Below are 20,494 nucleotides of genomic sequence, written 5' to 3'. Positions count from 1 at the left end.
TTACTTGCGCAGCAGGCGCAGGCTGTTGGCCACCACCAGCAGGCTGGCGCCCACATCGGCAAAAACCGCCATCCACATAGTACCCAGGCCAGCCAGCGTCAACACCAAAAACACCAGCTTAATGCCCAGGGCCAGACTGATATTTTGCACGAGCACAGCGTGGGTTGCACGTGACAGCCGCAGAAACTTGGGGATTTTGCGCAAATCATCGTCCATGAGCGCGACATCGGCAGTTTCAATGGCGATATCGCTTCCCATAACCCCCATGGCAAAGCCAATGTCCGCGCGAGCCAGCGCCGGTGCATCATTAATGCCGTCGCCGACCATCCCGACCGTGCCCTGTGCCGCATAGTGTTCAACGGTGCGTAATTTTTCATCAGGCAGCAAACCACCGTGTGCAGCATCAATACCTACCTGCGCCGCCACATGCCGCACAGTCGCGGCGTTGTCACCCGACAGGACGACAGTGTTAACACCTAACGCATGCAGGCTGGATACCGCTTCGCGGCTGCCTGGCCTGATACTGTCAGCAACCGCAAACGCAGCGATAAGCTGGCCCGCGATCGCCAAGGCAGTCACTGTGTACCCACGCTCCTGCCACTCACCGATGGGATGCGGGTACAGCGCCTCAGTGTGAGCGCCTTCGTCCGTAGATGTGGACGACGCCCGCGTTTGCTCAATACCTTCATCGCGTACAGGCACACCGGGCTCGTTTTTGCCACGCAGAACCAGAGCCGCTACACCCGAAGGACTGGCCAGTGTGTACATCACACCATCAACACTGCCCTGAACACCTGCGCCTGGAACGGCGTGAAAGCCTTGCACCGTCTGTAGCTCGCCCTTGTACGATCTTGCCAAGGCCTGTGACACGGGATGGTCTGAACGTGAACCCAAACTGGCCGCAATGCGACGGCATTGCGCTTCGTAATACGAAGGGTCCAGCAGGGCAAACTCCTGCAATACCGGCGCACCACTTGTTAATGTGCCTGTTTTATCCAACGCCAACCAGGCCATTTTGCGACCTTGCTCCAGGTACACCCCGCCTTTAATCAGAATGCCGTGACGGGCAGCAGCGGCCAACCCGCTTACGATCGCAACGGGCGTAGAGATAACCAGAGCGCAAGGACAGGCAATAACCAATAAAACCAGGGCTTTATATGCCCAGTCGGCCCACAGGGCTTCGGGCAGCAAGAGAGGCGGAACTGCCGCGACAGCAAGCGCGATCAGGCAGATGGCAGGCGTGTAAATACGCGCAAAACGATCAATAAAACGCTGCGTGGGCGCTTTTGAGGCCTGTGCTTCATGCACAGCATGAATAATGCGCGCCAGCAGGGTATCGCGAAACACGGCATCAACGCGGTATTGAAGTTCGGCCATACCGTTAATCGTGCCGGCAAACACCCGGTCGCCCTGCCCTTTTTGCACAGGAATACTTTCGCCGGTAATGGGGGCCTGATCCACAAACGAAATGCCGTCTACAACATGCCCATCGAGGCCTATGCGTTCGCCTGGCCGGACGCGCAGCAGGCTGCCGGGGACCACTTCAATGGCAGGAGTATCGACCCACTGACCTGAGTCGGTTTGCATTGAGACCGTCGCCGGAGCAACCTGCATCAGCCTCTCCACCGCATTACGCGCCCGGTCAAGAGAACGCTCCTCAATATGTTCGGCAATCGCGAAAAGCACCATAACCATGGCGGCTTCCGGCCAATGACCCAGCAAGACTGCACCCGTGACGGCAATACTCATTAGCGCATTAATGTTCAGGTCTCCGCGCATAAGCGAAACAAGGCCGTTACGGTAAACACCCAGGCCACTCATCGCGATGGCGACCAGCGCCAGAGCTAGCCCTACCCAGACACTGGCACCCAGCCACCCCGACACCTCGGCGGCCAGCGCGGCCACGGCAGCGATCGCGAGCACATACCAGGACTGCCCGGCGGTCGCGTGCACGTGACCGCCATGGTCGCCCGCCTCTTTATCGTGGCCGTGAGCATGGTCATGGGCTTCGCCAGCGCTGTCAGAGGGACAGCACGAAAATGAAACCCCTGCGGCCTGCCCGCGTTGAGGGGTCGGGTCGTGCGCGTGTTGATGTGTATCTGCTGACATGTTTTATCCACGTGTAGTGTGAGTATGGGTTCAGTAGAAACCCTAAAGTGGCTACAAGGTCAAGCGCATAATACACTTGCGACAACTAAGCGCATACTTTAAAGTAACTTTAAGCATTTCCACTCGGAGTCACTATGAAAATCGGCGAACTCGCCAGAGCCGCCAACTGCGGCACAGAGACCATCAGGTTCTACGAAAAAGAAGGCTTGCTGCCAGAACCATTGCGTACCGAGGCCAACTACCGCAGTTATGAACAACAGCATCTCGAGCGGCTGCGTTTCATCAGAAACTGCCGCAGCCTCGATATGACGCATGATGAAATTCGCAGCCTGCTGGCCTATATTGATCGTCCGCACGACAACTGTGGCCCCGTCAACGCCCTGCTCGATGAACACATCAACCACGTCAATGTCAGGCTGGCTGAACTCAAACGCCTGCGCGACCAGCTCTCCACGCTCAGGCGGCGCTGCGCCAACCCCCAGGCTGTTGAAGACTGCGGCATTATCCTTGGCCTGGTCGCTATGCCGACCCGTGAAAAAATGCCGTCAGACACCCATTTAGGCTGAACCCGCACTAAGCCCACTGTTAAAGCGCGGTTTGGTACGCAGATTCAACCGGTCGTTGCAACACCCAGTATCTTTTTGCATATCGCAAAAAAACCAAACGGGCGCCGTTTGTATCACCATACATAAGGCCAGTTAACCTCCCCTGGCTATGCAGTCACTCTCAACCAAGCCAAAACCGCCACGCAAAAAAAGGGCTGCCCGAAGGCAGCCCTGCTTACATTACCCCAAGAGGTATTTACTCAGCGGCAGCAGGTACGCCATAGCCGACGGGAGCCTGCTTCTGACGACCGAACAAACCGATGACAACTTGCCAGAACATCGCAAGTGCACCCACGATAAACACCATGTCGCCGAAAGTACGGACCCAGCGCAGTGTCTGCAGCAGAGGTTGCTGCATGAACTCTTCGCTGCGGGCATACCACATGCCTTCAGTAACGCTTGCGTAGAACTGGATCAGACCAATTGGCAGCAGGCTGGTAAAGATCATAAGAACCAGGCCCAGGTTCAAGCCCCAGAAACCCGTACGCATGAGCTTTTCATTGAAGACAAAGCCAGGAACGATGTAGCGCAGAACCAGCATCGTAAAGCCCAGCGCCAGGAAGCCATACACACCAAACAGTGCAGCATGTGCATGCAGGGGCGTTGTGTTCAGACCCTGGATGTAAAACAGCGCCAATGGCGGATTAACCAGGAAGCCAAACACACCAGCACCCAGCATGTTCCAGAACGCCACGGATACAAAGCACATGAGCGGCCACTTTACAGCTTCCATCCAGACAGCGCGTGTTTTCAGGCGCCAGTTTTCCCATGCTTCGTAGCCAAGCAAGATCAGCGGTACCACTTCAAGTGCGCTGAAGCTGGCGCCAATTGCCATAATGGGCGTTGTGGTACCCGAGTAGTACATGTGATGCAGCGTACCGGGCACACCACCCAACATGAACAGCGACGCAGCGGCCAGGCTGGCGACCGTTGCACCGCGACGCGAAACCAGGCCCATGGTGGCAAAGATAAAGGCAAGCGCTGTGGTGGCAAAGACCTCAAAAAAGCCCTCTACCCACAGGTGAACCACCCACCAGCGCCAGTATTCCATGATGGTGATGTGAGTGCGCTCGCCATAAAACAGGCCAGTACCGTAGAACAAGCCAATGGCAATCGTGGAAGCAGCCAGCAATGCCAACAGATTTTTGTCGCCGCCCTTTTTGAAGGCGGGTAGCATACCGCGCAGCATCAGCACGAGCCAGAAGGCCAGGCCCAGAAACTTCACAATTTGCCAAACGCGGCCTAGCTCAAGATACTCATAACCCTGGTGACCAAGCCAAAAATTAAGATGCTCGGGCATGATGTGTTTGATGGCCAGGAAGTTGCCAATGTACGAGCCAACAACCAGTACGATCAGCGCCCAAAAGAGCACGTCGACACCCAGCTTCTGATACTTGGGATCTTTACCGCCATTAATAACAGGGGCAAGAAACAGGCCAGCCGCCAGAAACCCGGTCGCAATCCAGAACAGCGCCGTTTGCAAGTGCCAGGTACGTGTCAGTGAATAAGGGAACCACTGCGACACGTCAATGCCGTAAAAAGTTTGCCCTTCGACCGTATAGTGCGCGGTAAACCCGCCCAGCATCACCTGTGCAACAAATAAAGCCACCACCATAAGCAAGTATTTGCCCAGAGCGCGCTGCGACGGCGTCAGAGGACCTATGGTCAATGGGTCTCTCTTGGGTGCCTCAGGCTCAGGCTCATGACGCTGAGTGAACGCCCAAAGCCAGACCAAAAAGCCAATACCGGCGATCAGGAAAACCACACTGGCAAGCGACCACAACACGTTGGCTGCTGAGGGGTGATTACCCACCAGCGGCTCATGGGGCCAGTTGTTGGTATACGTGACGTCGGCGTTGGGTCGCTGCGTGGTCGCTGCCCACGCTGTCCAGAAATAAAACTTGGTCAAATCTTCGCGCCGCTCAAGGCTGGGCAGTGTGCCTTCCTTCATGGCAAAGTTGGACCGGGTTTTCTGGAATGCAGGATCATCACCGTAGAGCTTGACGTAATAGTCAGACGTTTCGGCCATGGCGGCGGCCCGTCGCTCACTGACTGTGACCGTGCCCGAGCTGTCCAGAGTATTCGTACGGTACTCGGTCTTAACCTGCTCTTTCAGAGCTGCCTGCCGATCCACTGATAACTGGGCAAATGGAACGCCCGCCTCTTCCTGAGCAGCAATCTCGAGCCAGGCCATTAACTCGCGGTGCAGCCAGTCTGCTGTCCAGTCTGGTGCCTGGTAGGCGCCATGCCCCCAGATCGAACCAACCTGCATGCCACCTGTGCTTTGCCAGGCAGTTTGCCCGTCGAGAATCGTTTCCTGAGTCATCAGAAGCTTTCCTGATGGCGTCACTACTTTCTGCGGGATAGGCGGCACCTGGCGATAGATTTCTACACCACTCCATCCCAATACGGCAAATGTGATGGCCAGTACAGCCAGCAATAGCCACCATAACTTCTTATACTCACGCATCATGAGCTCCTTCTGCTTCTTGTGAGGCATTAAAAAACAACACTTCGTTCTCCAGTTGAATATGTCGGCCCAGCTCTTGGCTGAACCGCTGTAAATTGGTGTAAAGGCGGCGCCAGGTCGCGCAGGCATGCGCAGGGGGTTCTACCCCACCGGTCAGATCCTGAATCGCTTTCAGAGAGTCGGCGTGGTAGGCATGTTCAAAGCGCATTACCGAAATCGGCATACGGGCATCGCGCTCACGACCGACAACCAACAATGGAAAAAGCACACGCTCCTCTTTGGTCATGTGGCTTTCAAGCTCTTGGTAAAAGTCTTCGAGCGCCTCGGTCAGGCCGACGGGGCAGCGCGGCTGGCCGGCATGCACGTACTCGACACGACGGGCATCGCGGATGAGTTCAGGCAGCTGTTCACGGTGGCCGCTGTGAAAGCGGTTCACAATGAAGTCGACCAGCTCTGCCACGGGTGCTTGCTTCCAGTGTGCACTGTCAGGCTGGACAGACTGTTGATGTTCCATGCTGCTTACCTTGCAAAAAAATGGGCTTGCAAGGGCATACGCAAAAATGATGCCAACTTTTTTTTGCTTATGAATCAGGCACCGTAATACACTAGGGTAAACACTACCCTAAGCCTTCAGGGTAAATAAAACCCTGTCAGGGTATAATTTACCGCATGGAACAAATACTACTGGCCGATCTGGTCAACGATCTGCCTAACGCCGTACGGCTGCAACGTGCGGTGCATGTCTTGCGCGAACACTGGCAATGCGATGCCGTCGGGCTGCTGGCCCTGGATGGCGACTCTCTAAGGCTGGTTGCTGCCTCAGGTTTGGCCCATGACGCGCTGGGCCGTCGTTTTGTCGTCGCCCAGCACCCACGGTTTGCCACCATTCTTTCCCGGCGCGAGCCCACCTGGTTTGACCCGGCCAGTGTGCTGCCCGACCCCTACGATGGTCTGCTCGACGACCGCAAGGGTTCTCCCCTGCCCGTTCATGATTGCCTCGGCATGAGCCTGTATATAGAGGGAAAGCTCTGGGGCGCCATCACACTCGACGCCCTCACGACGGGCACATTTGATGCAGGCGCAAGGGTCAGGCTGCAGCACGCAGCCCTTGTACTCGAAGCGGGCATACGGGTAACTTCGCTAGAGCGCGAAAATCGCAATCTGCGCCAGCTCGGCAGCAGTAACAACCCAACTTCCCAGTTTATCGACGAAAGCGAAATCCTCGGCGAAAGCCCTGCCATCTCGCATTTACTGCACGAACTCGACGTAGTCGCAGACTCTGATCTGCCGGTACTGCTATTGGGTGAAACCGGGGTGGGAAAAGAGCTGTTTGCCCGCAGATTGCACCGCCATTCCCGTCGGCATGACAAACCCATGATTCACGTTAATTGTGCGGCCTTGCCTGAGTCACTGGCCGAGAGCGAGCTCTTCGGCCATGTAAAGGGTGCATTTTCGGGCGCCACCAATGACCGGGCGGGACGCTTCGAGGCCGCACGAGGGGGTACGCTATTTCTTGATGAGGTGGGTGAACTGCCTCTGTCGATACAGGCCAAGCTGCTGCGCGCACTGCAAAATGGCGAAATTCAACGCCTGGGCGCCGACGGCCTGATCAAAACCGATGTGCGCATTATTGCAGCTACCAATCGCAATCTTAAAGAAAACACCCTGGCGGGGCATTTTCGGGCTGACCTCTACCATCGTCTTTCGGTATACCCGGTTCATATACCGCCGCTGCGCACGCGCGGGCGCGACATACTACTGCTGGCCGGTCATTTTTTAGAATTCAATCGCGCCCGACTTGGGCTACGCGGGCTGCGGCTGTCTTATGCCGGAGAACGAGCGCTCATGACGTATTCATGGCCAGGCAATGTGCGTGAGCTTGAGCATGTAATTAGTCGCGCAGCGCTCAAGCTGCTAAGCCGGGGCGCCTCACGTGACCAAATACTGACCCTGCCTCCTGAGGTGCTTGACCTCGACATCCCTTCCGCCCCAACAGCAGGCCACGCCGAACCGCTGCCTTCCGAGGTGTATGCTGCCGCCGCTGCCCCGCCGGGCCTTTCGTCTGCAGATGACGACCTGTATGCGGTAGAGCCCTTTTATGGTTCTCCGCCAATTGTCATCAACGAAGGGGTGGCATACAGCGCGCCCATCGCCAACAGCAACCCTGTGCTCGATACCGCGCTGTTGCCGCTGCGTGCGGCCACTGAAGCATTTCAGCGTAGTGCCATAGAGCACGCGCTACAGGCCACGCAAAACAACTGGGCACAGGCCGCCCGAGCGCTTGAGCTCGACTCCAGCAACCTGCACAAGCTGGCCCGAAAGCTGGGCCTGAAGTAGTACGGCTTAGCGACCAGCCTGTTTGGCGCTGACGCCCCCAGCCATGCCCATGTTGGCTTTGGGGTAATCAACCACCCTCACCCTGACCTCGCTTTCTGGCATGCCGGTAACGGCATTGCCTGAACGGCTCAGGGCAGCGATCAATGCACTTTTTTGCTCTTCGGTTCGGCCTTCGATGAAGTCAACCTGGTACATAAGCGCCTGGGTGTCAAATACGCCGGCATTTAAATAATGCCCGTTACCCAGTTCGTGCAGCATGACCCGCACGCTTGTGAGCGGAGCGCCTATGCTTTCGACAACCGCATCGCTGGCGCCTTGCAGCAACTGTTTTTTCTGATCGGCAGGCAGACCCTGACTGGCGGATATGATGACGTACGGCATGATGCTCCTTGATTAGTTTAATTTGAACGTTAAGCAAGCGATTATCGCCGCTTGAGCGCTAAAGGCAAAGCCGTCTAGCTGTGCAGCAGGCAAACCATTGAGCGAGCCCTCACCATCTGTTGGACGCATGGAACACGACAAGGGCAATCGTTGACTACCTCAGTCAGGCACGGCATCAACGCGCTCATGAATAGCGCTGGTGCAGCTTGTCGCGCACCGGGCCTGGCCTGGGAGCAGCACACTGCATGCCCACCAGATCAAATGAGATCAGTAATACTTCGTGCCGCCGTGTTTGGGTTATTGAAATATAGACCAAATAGCCGCTTCAGGTATTAATACCCTGTACCGCCGAGGTCGGGGTAAACACCCAGGCCTTCTACTCGCTGTACGCCGGTTTCCACATCGCCGTTGGCATGCAGGCGCAGCCAGCGATAGGCCGGCGATACCGTATCCAGTTCGAAAGTCTTGCTGTAAGGCTTAAATTGCACACAGGTCGAAGGCGAAGCCAGCAGGCGCAAACCATGGGTCGGGCTGTATTGATGGACGTCGTCATATTCTTGATGAATATGCCCCCAGAGCAGGCAGCGCACATTGGGCAGGCGCTCAAGCATTTTAAATAGTGCATCACCGTTATCTATCGTCATACTGTCGAGCCAGGGGCTACCCGTGGGCACAGGGTTGTGGTGCACCGCAACCAGTATGTGGCGGTCGTGCGCCTGCATTGCCGCTGTCTGCAATACATCGAACTGGCTCTGCGCCAAATGCCCACTATTAGAGCCCGGCACACTGGAATCCAGCAGAACAATGCACCAATTACCAAGTTCAACCACCGGATCAAGTCGTGCCTGCCAAACCGACCGCAAGGTGTCGCCGTCATCATGATTGCCAGGCAGGCCGTACACGGGCGCATTGATATCACTGGCATGATGCAAAAAGCGCTCGTAGGCTTGCACTGAACCGTCCTGCGCGATATCGCCGGTGGCTAGCACCACGTCAATCTGGGGCTCCCGACGCTTGATATCGTCGATGACGCCGCGCAAACTGTGATCCGTATTGACGCCCAGCAGACACCCCTCGGGGTCGGCAAGCAAATGGGGGTCGGAGATCTGTACCACAAAAAAAGATGATTGCATGTAACTCGAGCCTGCTGGCGCCTCAGCGCCGCCAGACATAATTTAAAAAGGTGGGCTAACCATCACCGGCCAGCCCGAAGACACGCCGTACTCGATCAAGTATGGCGGCTTTCTGGACGGCAACATTGGTGACAGGCATGCTGGTTTTTACTTGCTGCAGCTCTTGGCTACGCTGCGCCAGCAACTGGGCAAAGGCATCGGCCAACTCGGGGCGACCGTGCAGTATTGATTCAAAATCATCCTTGCTTAACGCGTAGCAGCTTACATCGGTGCCAGCCTGAAGGGTTGCGCGGCGAGGCTCCCCCGTCATGACACTCATTTCGCCCATGACGTCGCCAACGCCGAGCGTCGCAACGCCACGGCGTTGATGATTGGCCTCCACATCAACCTTGACCGTGCCCTCAGTAATAATAAACAGGCAGTCGCCAACGTCTCCCTGACTGGCAATAATGCTGCCCTTAAGGTAGGGCAAAAAGCGTAGCCTTACGGCAAGCTCCCGTCTCTCATCTTCAGTAAGCGGGTTAAGCAATGAGATGCCGCCCAACATATCCAGGCGCTGCTTAATAGCTTGCTCAGGCTCATCGTCAGGCACTGCGCCTTGCGGGCTGCTGACACGCAAGTCTTGCGATGGCGCACCCAGGCGCCAGTTTTGACGTCTGAACAAGGCATACAAATGCTGGCGGATCAACGAGTCGGAGCCGCCAGGCGCCTCAGGGTTCGTCAGCCAGTACCGCACCGCATAACACACCACCCCATTGGCAAAATCGTGCACCACACAGACAGGTGACGGCACACGGGCAACATGAGGTATTTCAGTTGCGGCAAAAGCATGCTCAACGGCTTCAACCACCTTATTGGGCTCCAGCTCGAAGCCAGAATAAAACAGGACCGTACGAAGTCGCCGGGGCACTGACTGTCCTCCGGTCAGCATTACCTGCGACTTCATCAGTGTACTGTTGGGGATCAGCACCATTTCGCCAAACAGCGTACGCACGGCTGTATAGCGCCACTGCACTTGCATTACCCTGCCGCTTACCGTCTCCGTTTGTACCCAGTCGCCAATGTGTATGGAGTGATCCAGCTGCAAAGCCAAGCCTGAAAGAATATTGCCCAGCGTATCCTGCATGGCAAAGGCCAGCACGGCAGTAATAACGGCCGTGCTGGCCAGCAGACCACTGAGATCCAGCCCTGCATGGGCCAGGCGCACCACCAGCCAGCCCAACGAGGCAACCAGAATCAGCAACTCTTCCAGAATGCGCGGTGGGTGCATGCCCATGCGCACCATAACCAGACGAAACACTGCTAAAGCCGCCAGACGGATTAGCAAAATACCCAGCACAATGGTGGCCGCTTCGCCCAGACCATGGGCCAGCCCCGGGGAATCTGCCATGGCTGCCCACGCACTAAACACCAGCAAAAGCACGAACAACAACAGGCCCTGCAATGTGTACAGCAACATGCGGCGTGCAACACGCCATAGCAGCATGCCAAATATCAGATTGATGACAATCAGCGGCCAGTAAAAAGGCCTCCATGCATCAGACAGATACCCGGCGAAAACAGTCAGCATAGGGCTCATTATTTGGCCTCATGATCGAAAACACCCGCCCAGTGCGTGGGCAGATTATTGGGGTTTTGTGCAGACATGCGCTCAAGATAAATGGTGTACAGCCTGCGCCTGGGCGGGTCTTGTTGTTGCAGCACCTGCAATACGGTTCGGGCATCGTCCCAGTCGCGCGCCTGGTAACACCTTAGCGCCTGCTCGAACTGCATAATGTGCTCCCGCGTCTTGGGGTCTGTTTCATCACTTGCACATACAGGCTGGCTGGCTAGTACGGGCTCTTGCCTTCCTTTTACGCGTATCAGATCAACCGGTCGGTAAGTAAAACCTTGTGCCTTATCACGCGTGGTGGGGCTGACCAAAATAGGTGTCTGGTAATAACCGGTTAAGCCTTCAAGCCGGGCCCCCAGATTGACGCTATCACCCAGCACAGTGTAGGCGCGACGGTAATCCGAACCCATATCACCGACGTTCATCATGCCGGTACTGATACCTATGCCTATGGCAAAAACAGGCAAACCCTCGGCTTCGAATTCTTGCATAAGTGTCTTCATGCGCTCCTGCATGGCTAACGCGGCGGCGACGGCATGGGTCGCATGATTCGCATCTTCGAGCGGTGCATTCCAAAAAGCCATGACCATATCACCCACATATTTGTCTATGGTGCCGCGCGCTTCAAAAATAATGGCGGTCATGGCGGTCAGGTAGCGATTGAGCAAATGTTTTAGCTCCGCCGGAGACAGGGCTTCCGACAAGGCCGTAAAGTTGCGGATATCGGCGAACAACACCGTCATTTGCTTGTGCTCGCCTTGCCAGGAGGCCAGCTCAGGGTTGGCCAACATGCGTTCCACATGCTCGGGGGGTACATATTGGCCAAACATGCCCTGGATCTCGCGCTTCTGACGGCTGGTACGCAAAAAACCCATGGCAATATTGAAACCGGCCAACAACAGCACCAGCAGTGTTTGCATGGCCAGAGGCAATGCGATGCGCCCATAGTGCCAAAAGACGAAATTGATGCCTATGGTCATGGCCAGCCATATGGCCGATATGCCCAGCATGGCAGCTGGCGAACGCCCCGCCAGAAGCAATGCCAGGGCTAGCCCCGAGACGAACAGCATTGATAGCGTCGCCGCTGGCTCCCAGTCAGGCCTGTGGTAGAAAACATCATGGCCCAGCCCTGCCTGCAGCAGCGTATCAAGCACGTTGGCATGCACCTCAACACCCGGATAGGCGGTTTGCAGGGGGATGGTACGCAGGTCAGCCAACCCCAGCGCCGATGTACCCACCAGCACCAGCGCGCCGTCCAGAGCTGCCAATTCTGGCGCGAGCGCATCGCCGCGCAACACACGTGTCGCAGAAATATAGGTAAACGATTTGCTTGCGCCCCGATAGGGAACCAGCATATTGCCGTCTGTGTCCAGCGGTGCCCAGACCTGCTTGCCGAGATGTACGCCAGTGACCAGTGAATTCCCGGCACTGGGCGCAAGGCTTAGCCTGACCCACGGTGCACCCAATGCAAGCCGGGCCATTTCCAGGGTTAACGAAGCATAGACGCCATCGCCCTGTCGCATGACCAGAGGTGCGCGTCGCACAATGCCATCCGCGTCCGGAATAGCCGTAATAAAACCCGCGTTGGGGGCACTCTCCGTCAGAACGGGCAAATTGGACGTGTAGTCAGGCATGTTGGGCAGTGACAAGAGGTCTCTGTCTGACCCAAGCTCGAGAAACGGTAGCGGCAATTCACCGCTGCGCACCCCTTCGGCGTGCAGAAAATACCCCAGCACGACGTCATGGGACAGTCTCTGTGCCAGCGTTGCATCGCCATCGTAATGCTCAGCGACCACCGCCAGTTCTGCACGAGCCGCATGGCTAAGCTCAGGCGTGGCCAGCACGGACTCAACCGGGTTGGCACCTGGTTCGGAAAAAACCATGTCCAGCCCGATCAGCGCCGCCCCGTTTGCGCGCAGCGCATCCAGTAATTGGGCGACTTTCGCTCTGTCCCAGGGCCAGCGCCCCTCGCGCTGTTGGGTAAACTCATCAAGATCGACGATAACTATGGGAAGCTGCAGCGCGCGCTGCGGGGGCAGCAACTGAAAACGCCAGTCGTACAGCAAGGCGTCGAGCCGGTTGGGTACGGCACCTCGCGAGGGGGCCGATAACGTAGCCAACTGCAGCAACAGGCACACCATCAGCAACACAAGACTGCCCAGCACAGTCTGATGCTGCCGCACGGCAAACCGGAAGGCGGCCGCACGCGTCATGACGAAGTGTACGTGCCTTCATAGGCCATTTATAGCCCTTCGCCCCCAACCAAGCCTGCGGCACCTATAAAGGCATGGTCATTGTCGATCAATAGGTACCCCACTCCGGCCTGCGTCGCGTTATGGCCAGCGACAAACCCTTCGACCTCTAATCGGCAACCATAGCTGCAGCCATCGGCATTGGACACCACGCTGTCATCAAACCGGAAGCCGTTGGGCGATCCGGTCCATGACCCACCGTTGGACACCGCGTTATAAATGCCAAAATCGCTGGTGTTCAGACGCATGTCCAGTGTATACGTCTGGTTACTCAGATTCAGGCCTAGATCGAACTGTTCAAGCAGTGCTTCCGCCAGAGGTTCGCCCTGCATGCCACGCACTGATGTCGCGCCATCCAGGCTGTAATAAAGCGTGCCTGTGGTGGGTATATTGTCTGCGGCCAAGCCTACAACATAAGGCATGTACTGGCCGCCATCCACCATGGACACCGAATTGCCAGCTATGGTACCGGACCCATAGCTGAAGTCTCCCCAGCTTAACGCACCACGCGTTACCACATGGGAGGTCTCAAACTCTCCCGGCGAGACCACCGGCAAAGAGGGGAAGTCGCCCAATGACAGCAAGCCGCCTGTTGCAGGATCAAACTCGGCCGTCAGGCCGCTACCAGACATGCCTTGCTGCCACGTGCCCGGCCCCGTGGATGTACTGTAGAGTGCACCAGCTGCTGTATAGCCCGGCCCGTCAGACAAGAAGGCACTCGGCGGAGGTCCGACGGGCCCCGGATCTATCGGTGTCGGATCTATCGGTGTCGGATCTATCGGTGTTGGGTCTACAGGTATTGGGTCTATCGGCGTCGGGGCTATAGGCCCCGGTTCTACCGGTGCTGGATTCACAGAAGGTGACTCAGGCGGCAAGGGTTTAAAATCATCGATACTTCTGAGAATGTCCTGATCAGTCAGCGGCGGACCAATCAGCACGTCGTGCCTCACAACCCCTGTCGCCACCAACCTATCGCCCATCGGTGCAGTCGCCCTATACATAGGCCCCTGCTCAGTGAACTCGGGCGCGGAGCCCAAGGTCACAACCGCGTTGCGTCCTGCGGGTACTTCAAGCGTGCCGCTGGCGTTGGTGATCACCACCTTACCTTCGCCAACATGCACCCGCAGGGTGTCTGGCGGGTTCAGCACTACCGTAAACTGCGTGCCGCGTATACCCAGCGTGGCTACGGGCGTATTCAGCTGATATCCCTCATGCCGCGTTTTCCCGATGGCGCCCGTCATGGTGCGCAACCCGCCTCGCAGCAGGCCGAACACCAGTGAGCCGTCGTCGGCGCCTTCCTGGTATGCATAATCATCAACCGAAAACGTGCTGTCCGGCATTAGCGATACCAGACCACCGTCGGTAAAACGCATCTGCACCCGGCCGTTTGCAGCGGTCTCAATACGCGATCCGTTTTCAATACCGTCGTCTTTGGCAAGCGTGCGTGCAGGCTGCGAAACTGCAGTTGCCGTCACCAACCCGCTGGCAAACCGAACGGAGGCCACTGTCTCGGCCACTGACACGTTGGTGCCAAAAACCATGAGGCCTGCAAATAACAGCCCGCGCCCGAATTTAAAATAGTTCATAGCGTAAATTCATAGTAAATACATGACGCTGAAAATCGCGCAAAGGGGTGTTGGCATCGCTATGGTTGAATCGATACTGTGGCCTCAGCGACAATTTACGATTGATGGCGTAGTCAAGCCCCAAAAAGGCGTCGTAAAGCGTTGCACGACGGCGCGTCTCAAACAGCGCGTCTTTACCGTCATTTATGCGCCGCTCGGCACCCACCCCAGCCTCAAGTTTGATGCGCGGGGTAAACAAATAAAGACCACCTGCCCTCACCCCCGAAAAGCCGTAGGCAAAATCTTGGGGTGCGCCACTACGACGGGTATCTTCCCAGCCGCCATATACGCTGCCATAGGCGACAGCGCGGTCGTTGGCAAACGCCTGCGACCAGGAGACGCCGCCGGTGTAACGATTGGCATTGCGCAGATTCTGGTCGGGGTAGCTTAATTGGCTGGCCTGAGTAAAGGCGCTAAATTCGCTGCGCTCAGACACTGCATAGGCATATTGCCCCAACACGCCTACCGTATTGCGATACGTGTGGCCACCCAGGGCATAGTGCTGCGCCAACAGGCGGGCGCTGAACTGATGCCGATCAGCTTGCCGGACCACGCCGGCCGACACGTCAGAAACTATGGTGTTGTAGTCTTGTGTTGCCCAGTTGCCCGTGCCAGCAATATTGGTTTCCAGTAAATAACGCCAATTTTCGGACAGCGGCGCAGAATACCGCAGGTTAAAGGCCGCCCGGTTAAAGCCGCTGCTGCGCTTGCGGCCATCACGACTCAAGGTAAACACCGCGCCACCAAAGGCCGGCAGTGCCATATCTGCGGTTGACGTCGCGCTATTGATATTGCTGTCGTAACCCATGCCCACCTCGAGGTAGCTGGACAGTCGACGATCATTATTGGATTGTTTGGTGTTCGACAACAGGCCCAGATAGTGGGATACCGCATCCTGCACCGGCTCAGGTGGCGCCGAGCGAGAAATAGTGTCAAGTTCGATGCGGGCACTGTCCACTTCAGACAGTGCCATGTGTGCCCGGGCCATGCCCAACCTACAGGTACCGTTAAGCGGCTGAACCGCCAGACAGCGTTCAAACGCCAAAGCGGCGCGCGTGGGCTGTTTTGCTGCAAGGGCAGCCTGCCCCAGCAGGTAGTCGTAAGCCGGCACGCCAGCCAGCTCAGACTCATGCGGTTCAAGCATGCCATAGGCCGTACGCCCCTGACCATTTTGCAACCAGTCCTGGGCACGTGCCAGCAACTCAGTGTCTGCAGGTGCCGGCGCTGCATGCGCCGCCACCGACATCAGGCACAGGGCCCAGCCAAACTTCCACCTGCTCATCGATTTGCTCCAGCGTTCTGTAATGCATGCCATTGCTCAAACGTATGGCGCGCGACCGGGGCATAGTAGGACATAGATACACAAATGGCCCCGTTCAAACAGACGGGAGAAAGGCGAAATTCCACAATATGACACGATAAAGACCGGTGGCATACAGGAAAACCATTAGAAAAAACCCGGCACTTTCACGCCCGTGCATTAATAGCTACAATAAATTTGCTAATACCTAAACGAAATATAGAAATTTCGCCTGCTGTGGCTGACACATCAGGTGTCCCGCAATCTGGGGGGATTTTTCGACGTGAATGGCTGGGCAATGAAAGGCGTCAGATGAAAGGCGTGCCTGACGGTGGTGCATCTGGTTTCCACACATCGGCCCACCGCTCGCTCTCCCGCCTCAGATGCTTCGCACTGAATTTACAGAGGTTTGCTCATGACTTCACCCTGCGCACAGGCCTTTTTCGACGACGAGACCTCTACCTTTTCTTATGTCGTGTACAAGCCAGGTGAACCTCAGTGCGCCATCATTGACTCGGTGCTTGACTACGACCCTAAATCAGGCCGCAGCACCACGCACTCTGCCGACAAAATCATAGACTTCGTCCAGGAAAACGGGCTGACTGTGCAATGGATACTTGAAACGCATGCACATGCTGACCATCTTTCTGCCGCCGCCTACCTCAAGCGCAAGCTGGGCGGTCGCACTGCCATCGGCCAGCACATCTGTCAGGTACAGGGCAATTTCAAAGCGATTTTTAATCTCGAGGACGAGTTTTCACCGACGGGTGGGCAGTTTGACCACCTGTTTGCAGAGGGCGACAGCTTTAGCATAGGCAGCCTGACCACGACCGTCATGCATGTACCGGGGCATACTCCGGCTGATATGGCGTACCAAGTGCATGACCTGGGCGTGTTTACCGGTGACACGCTTTTCATGCCTGACGTCGGTACAGCACGATGCGATTTCCCTGATGGTGATGCTCGGCAACTATACCAATCCATTAGACGACTATTGGCACTGGGCGATGATACCCGTCTGTTTCTGTGCCATGACTACCCGCCAGAGACACGCAAAGCGACGTTTACTTGCACGGTGGCTGATCAGCGACAACACAATATCCATGTGCGTGATGGCATCAGCGAAGACGAGTTTGTCAGCATGCGCACTGCACGCGACGAAACGCTGGGTATGCCTACGCTAATCTTGCCCGCGATTCAAGTCAATATTCGCGCAGGCAAGATGCCACCGCCCGAAGACAATGGTGTCAGCTATTTGAAAATACCACTAAACCAGCTTTAACTTAGCCCGATGAGGTCAGAGCTGGCCCCTGCAGGTTTAGGGTTTTTTAGCGTGGTCTATGCTTAACTGTTAGCATTACGGCTGTTTTGCTGCAGGCGCTTGCCCATTGCGCGCAAGGCCACAGCACCCTCCGACCACTTATCTAAAGCAGCCTGCCTTTTTCATGAATTATCTACTTATCAAACACGTGCACGTCACTGCCGTGACGCTCAGTATTTTGCTCTTTGCACTTCGTTCTTATTGGTCAGTTATCGATTCGGACAAGCTGCGAAACAAGGCAGTTAGAATACTGCCCCACATCATTGATACGATTTTGCTGGTGGCTGGCGTAACGCTGGCTGCCGTCATCGGGCCAGAACAGCCCTGGATTCTCGCAAAAATTGTGGGATTGCTGTTTTATATCGGCGTTGGCACGATCGCCATAAAACGCGGCAAGACGCCAAAGAGCCGTGCCATTGCCGCCATCATTGCCATCGCTATTTTTGCGTACATTATTGGCATTGCCTTGAGCCACAGCCCTTTATCTTGGTTTGCCTGATCGCGTCTGTGTACCGGGTAAGCCTCACGGTCTGATTTACCTGATCGCGCCTGCGAACGGGACAAGGCTCACGGTCTGATTTGCCTGAGGGCACCGACGCGCCGGGTAAGCCTCACTGGGCACAGTGCCCCAGAGTTTAGCGTGCATCGCCAGGGGCCCGTACAAAACCTGGCCGTGCCCATCACTCCGCGTTTTCTGCACCCTGAACGGCCGCAATAATCGGCCATTAAGCAACAAAAAAGCCAGGAAGCTCTGGCTTTTTTGTTAACAACTAGGGCTTAAGCTACTTACCAGGTGCCCATAAAGTGCTGCACCACCAGGCTGCTTCCGGCCACGGCTACCCAAACACCCAGCCCCAGAACAATAGGCCGGAAACCTGCACGAACCATGTTACGAAGATCTGACGACAACCCGATGGCAGTCAGTGCCACGACAATAAGAAACTGCGCAAGAAACTTCAGAATAAAATCAAGACTCTCGGGGATCAAGCCGGATGAGCGCACCGCCGAAGCTACCAAAAACCACAAGATAAACCACGGAAATATCCGACGCAGCCCCACCTTGGCGCCACCGCTTTTCTTTTCGCGCCAGGCAATGATGCCAGCCAGCACAATACAAATAGGGATAATCAACGTCGCACGTGTGAGCTTGACTATGGTTGCATAATCACCCGCAGCCACGCTGTAGCTATAACCCGCTGCAACAACCGATGACGTATCGTTGATCGCGGTGCCGGCCCACATGCCAAACCCCGTGTCAGACATGCCCAGCCAGTGCCCCATTAATGGAAAGGTGAGGACGGCGACCACATTAAAGAGAAAGATTGTCGAAATAGCGAATGCCGTTTCGTGATCTTCAGACTTGATGATGGGCGTAACCGCGGCAATGGCCGAACCGCCACAAATAGCCGTGCCAACACCAATCAGTATCTTGAGACGAGAAGGGATACCCAGCCACTTGCCCAACAACGCCGCCGACACAAAGGCCACAGTAATGGTAATTAACGTCACCCACAGTGACTCTGCACCGGTTTTGGCTACCTGTTGAAGGCTAAGACCGAAGCCAAGCGCGATAATAGACCACTGCAGTATCTGTTTGGACGCAAAGCGCAGGCCTGGCTGGAACATAGTGCCGACCCCCATTGTGTTGCGGATGGCCATCCCCAGCACAATGCCGAACACCGGGCCACCGATAATAGGCATCCATCTGCCCAGCACCATGGCTACGAGGCCCAGCAGCATGGCCAGCGCAAGTCCGTAAACGAGCGAAGGTACTTTCGGCGCTGAATGTTGGCGATGCGCCTGCTTTTTTTTCGCCGTGTGGGACGATGCGTCCAGCGGCTGCGCTGAATTGTAGGTTGTCATGTATGAGCCCGATGCTATATATGTTAATAACGATAAGTAATTTTAAGATCGCGCGCTCAATAAATAAATTCATGTTTTTTTATTTATCGTATAAACTTTATTTATGCTAGCAATCTCCATCAAACAGCTCGAGGTTTTTGTGACCATTGCGTCGACCGGAACGGTACGCGCAGCGGCCGAGCGCCTGTATGTCACACAGCCCGCCGTCAGCATGGCGCTGGCCGAACTTGAACGTCTGCTTAACGTGCAGCTTTTTGACCGCGAACGCGGTCGGCTAAGGCTCAGCTCACGGGGCAAAGAGTTGCTTCCTATGGCTCAAGAAGTCATAGAACGTGTGCATGAGCTTTCGCAATATTCCGACACCGACAACCGCAGCCTGTCAGGCGAGTTGCGCGTCGGTGCCAGCAATACCATTGGTAATTATCTTGTCGGCGACTTGCTAGGCCCCTTTGCTGCCAGCCAACCCAACGTTTCGCTGCAGGTCAGTGTCGAAAACACCGCCACCATTGCTGCCGGCCTGGTGGCGCATCGACTCGATGTAGGTTGTATCGAGGGCCCGATTAACCATCCCCAGCTTGAGTCCTTTCCGTGGCGAGAAGATGCGCTTGTGGTCTGCGCCGCACCCAGCCATCTCTTGGCTGGCAAAAAGCCATTAAAGGCCCATCATTTCAAAGATGCCCGTTGGATACTGCGCGAGCCCGGTTCCGCCATGCGGACACAAACCGAGCAGGCACTCAGCGTACTGCCCCCGGGACAAATCGTGCTTGAACTTGGCCAGGTCGAGGCGATCAAGCAGGCTGTGATCGCAGGCATGGGCATTGCGTGCCTGCCCGAATTTGCCATTACCGACGCCGTAGCGGTCGGCCGTCTGTGCATTCTTCATACGCCATTTCTTGATCTGCGCCGACGGCTCTCGGTGGTGTTGCATAAATCACGCTATCGCGGCGCACTGATCGAATGTTTTCTCAGCAGCTTGCTTGGCACACCTTCTGACGCTGCGGGCTAAGCACCGGCTTTTATGCCACGGCCTTAGAACACGGGGGGGGGGGCTAAGCACTCGCATTTATGCCACAGCTCTAGAAAACCGCAGCTAAGCACCCGCATTTACGCCACAACCTCAGAACACCGGGGCTAAGCGCTCGCATTTCGCCACGGACCTATAACCCCGAACCTGAGCACGCACCGCCGCAATGACTAACGTGATATTGCCTTTTGCGCCAAGTGAGGTATGACGAACTCGGCGTACCTAAAATGGTATTGTTGTTCTTTCACTGATGTGGCGGGCCCCTTGCAATGAGCCAACAAGACCTCTTTCTCAAAAAGCCTGGCAGCACTTCTGCCGTTCGCCGCGAGCGACAGGCGGCGCAGGCTTCTCAAAAACCTCGCACGGCGAAAAAAGTATCCACCGTCAAAGAGGAAGAGGCCAGCAAGCCGCAAAAGCCTACCAAAACTACAGCCACAGCCACAGCCACCAAGCAGTCTGCAA

The 20,494-nt window shown here is 56.2% G+C and carries 15 protein-coding genes; 5 read left to right on the top strand and 10 right to left on the bottom strand.

Going from position 1 to position 20,494, the window contains the following annotated elements:
* Nucleotides 1-2,109: a heavy metal translocating P-type ATPase gene (locus FQ179_RS02270; protein ID WP_149395636.1), complete on the bottom strand. Its 2,109-nt coding sequence runs from the start codon at nucleotides 2,107-2,109 to the stop codon at nucleotides 1-3.
* 134 nt (nucleotides 2,110-2,243) lie between these two features.
* On the opposite strand from FQ179_RS02270, the gene cadR reads away from it, so the two are divergent.
* A complete protein-coding gene (cadR, locus tag FQ179_RS02265; RefSeq protein ID WP_149395635.1) occupies nucleotides 2,244-2,675 on the top strand; it encodes a Cd(II)/Pb(II)-responsive transcriptional regulator in 432 nt (143 codons plus the stop codon).
* A gap of 235 nt (nucleotides 2,676-2,910) precedes the next feature.
* On the opposite strand, the gene FQ179_RS02260 is transcribed toward cadR, so the two are convergent.
* Both FQ179_RS02260 and FQ179_RS02255 read right to left on the bottom strand, forming a co-directional pair.
* On the bottom strand, nucleotides 2,911-5,184 hold the full coding sequence (locus FQ179_RS02260; RefSeq protein ID WP_149396870.1) for a nitric-oxide reductase large subunit: 2,274 nt from the start codon (nucleotides 5,182-5,184) through the stop codon (nucleotides 2,911-2,913).
* Nucleotides 5,177-5,698 (bottom strand): hemerythrin domain-containing protein, encoded by a 522-nt coding sequence (locus FQ179_RS02255; RefSeq protein WP_149395634.1) that lies wholly within the window; start codon nucleotides 5,696-5,698, stop codon nucleotides 5,177-5,179. Before FQ179_RS02255 ends, FQ179_RS02260 begins: the two co-directional genes overlap by 8 nt.
* A gap of 155 nt (nucleotides 5,699-5,853) precedes the next feature.
* On the opposite strand from FQ179_RS02255, the gene norR reads away from it, so the two are divergent.
* Nucleotides 5,854-7,521 (top strand): nitric oxide reductase transcriptional regulator NorR, encoded by a 1,668-nt coding sequence (gene norR / locus FQ179_RS02250; RefSeq protein WP_149395633.1) that lies wholly within the window; start codon nucleotides 5,854-5,856, stop codon nucleotides 7,519-7,521.
* A gap of 6 nt (nucleotides 7,522-7,527) precedes the next feature.
* Here norR and FQ179_RS02245 read toward each other — a convergent pair whose 3' ends face one another.
* From FQ179_RS02245 to FQ179_RS02220, 6 genes are all read right to left on the bottom strand, one after another.
* Nucleotides 7,528-7,902, bottom strand: coding sequence for a tautomerase family protein (locus tag FQ179_RS02245; protein WP_149395632.1), 375 nt, complete (start codon nucleotides 7,900-7,902; stop codon nucleotides 7,528-7,530).
* A gap of 332 nt (nucleotides 7,903-8,234) precedes the next feature.
* Nucleotides 8,235-9,035, bottom strand: a complete 801-nt coding sequence (cpdA, locus tag FQ179_RS02240; RefSeq protein WP_149395631.1) for a 3',5'-cyclic-AMP phosphodiesterase — start codon at nucleotides 9,033-9,035, stop codon at nucleotides 8,235-8,237.
* A gap of 55 nt (nucleotides 9,036-9,090) precedes the next feature.
* A complete protein-coding gene (locus FQ179_RS02235) occupies nucleotides 9,091-10,614 on the bottom strand; it encodes a mechanosensitive ion channel family protein (protein ID WP_149395630.1) in 1,524 nt (507 codons plus the stop codon).
* Nucleotides 10,614-12,860 (bottom strand): CHASE2 domain-containing protein, encoded by a 2,247-nt coding sequence (locus tag FQ179_RS02230; protein ID WP_149395629.1) that lies wholly within the window; start codon nucleotides 12,858-12,860, stop codon nucleotides 10,614-10,616. The genes FQ179_RS02235 and FQ179_RS02230 overlap by 1 nt, the downstream gene beginning before the upstream one ends.
* A gap of 29 nt (nucleotides 12,861-12,889) precedes the next feature.
* Entirely contained in the window at nucleotides 12,890-14,485 is a 1,596-nt protein-coding gene (locus tag FQ179_RS02225; protein WP_149395628.1) for a FecR domain-containing protein, read from the bottom strand.
* The gene (locus FQ179_RS02220) at nucleotides 14,472-15,806 is read right to left on the bottom strand and encodes a porin family protein (RefSeq protein ID WP_188074484.1); all 1,335 of its coding nucleotides are present in this window, start codon (nucleotides 15,804-15,806) and stop codon (nucleotides 14,472-14,474) included. The genes FQ179_RS02225 and FQ179_RS02220 overlap by 14 nt, the downstream gene beginning before the upstream one ends.
* Nucleotides 15,807-16,239: 433 nt before the next feature.
* Between FQ179_RS02220 and FQ179_RS02215 the strand changes: the two genes are divergently transcribed.
* Nucleotides 16,240-17,106, top strand: coding sequence for an MBL fold metallo-hydrolase (locus FQ179_RS02215; protein WP_149395626.1), 867 nt, complete (start codon nucleotides 16,240-16,242; stop codon nucleotides 17,104-17,106).
* 163 nt (nucleotides 17,107-17,269) lie between these two features.
* A complete protein-coding gene (locus FQ179_RS02210) occupies nucleotides 17,270-17,644 on the top strand; it encodes a SirB2 family protein (RefSeq protein WP_149395625.1) in 375 nt (124 codons plus the stop codon).
* Between the two features lie 287 nt (nucleotides 17,645-17,931).
* Here FQ179_RS02210 and FQ179_RS02205 read toward each other — a convergent pair whose 3' ends face one another.
* Entirely contained in the window at nucleotides 17,932-19,008 is a 1,077-nt protein-coding gene (locus FQ179_RS02205; protein WP_149395624.1) for a YeiH family protein, read from the bottom strand.
* Nucleotides 19,009-19,111: 103 nt separating this feature from the next.
* Between FQ179_RS02205 and FQ179_RS02200 the strand changes: the two genes are divergently transcribed.
* Entirely contained in the window at nucleotides 19,112-20,014 is a 903-nt protein-coding gene (locus FQ179_RS02200) for a LysR substrate-binding domain-containing protein (RefSeq protein WP_149395623.1), read from the top strand.
* Nucleotides 20,015-20,494 lie beyond the last annotated feature (480 nt).

The organism is Pusillimonas sp. ANT_WB101 (genome assembly GCF_008369125.1).
Classification (GTDB): domain Bacteria; phylum Pseudomonadota; class Gammaproteobacteria; order Burkholderiales; family Burkholderiaceae_B; genus Allopusillimonas.
Note: the sequence above shows the minus strand (reverse complement) of the source record. Positions and strands in the feature narration are given on the sequence as shown.

Coding starts and splice junctions, on each gene's coding strand:
- FQ179_RS02270 (WP_149395636.1), bottom strand. CDS start 2,109: ATGTCAGCAGATACACATCAACACGCGCACGACCCGACCCCTCAACGC.
- cadR (WP_149395635.1), top strand. CDS start 2,244: ATGAAAATCGGCGAACTCGCCAGAGCCGCCAACTGCGGCACAGAGACC.
- FQ179_RS02260 (WP_149396870.1), bottom strand. CDS start 5,184: ATGCGTGAGTATAAGAAGTTATGGTGGCTATTGCTGGCTGTACTGGCC.
- FQ179_RS02255 (WP_149395634.1), bottom strand. CDS start 5,698: ATGGAACATCAACAGTCTGTCCAGCCTGACAGTGCACACTGGAAGCAA.
- norR (WP_149395633.1), top strand. CDS start 5,854: ATGGAACAAATACTACTGGCCGATCTGGTCAACGATCTGCCTAACGCC.
- FQ179_RS02245 (WP_149395632.1), bottom strand. CDS start 7,902: ATGCCGTACGTCATCATATCCGCCAGTCAGGGTCTGCCTGCCGATCAG.
- cpdA (WP_149395631.1), bottom strand. CDS start 9,035: ATGCAATCATCTTTTTTTGTGGTACAGATCTCCGACCCCCATTTGCTT.
- FQ179_RS02235 (WP_149395630.1), bottom strand. CDS start 10,614: ATGAGCCCTATGCTGACTGTTTTCGCCGGGTATCTGTCTGATGCATGG.
- FQ179_RS02230 (WP_149395629.1), bottom strand. CDS start 12,860: ATGACGCGTGCGGCCGCCTTCCGGTTTGCCGTGCGGCAGCATCAGACT.
- FQ179_RS02225 (WP_149395628.1), bottom strand. CDS start 14,485: ATGAACTATTTTAAATTCGGGCGCGGGCTGTTATTTGCAGGCCTCATG.
- FQ179_RS02220 (WP_188074484.1), bottom strand. CDS start 15,806: ATGAGCAGGTGGAAGTTTGGCTGGGCCCTGTGCCTGATGTCGGTGGCG.
- FQ179_RS02215 (WP_149395626.1), top strand. CDS start 16,240: ATGACTTCACCCTGCGCACAGGCCTTTTTCGACGACGAGACCTCTACC.
- FQ179_RS02210 (WP_149395625.1), top strand. CDS start 17,270: ATGAATTATCTACTTATCAAACACGTGCACGTCACTGCCGTGACGCTC.
- FQ179_RS02205 (WP_149395624.1), bottom strand. CDS start 19,008: ATGACAACCTACAATTCAGCGCAGCCGCTGGACGCATCGTCCCACACG.
- FQ179_RS02200 (WP_149395623.1), top strand. CDS start 19,112: ATGCTAGCAATCTCCATCAAACAGCTCGAGGTTTTTGTGACCATTGCG.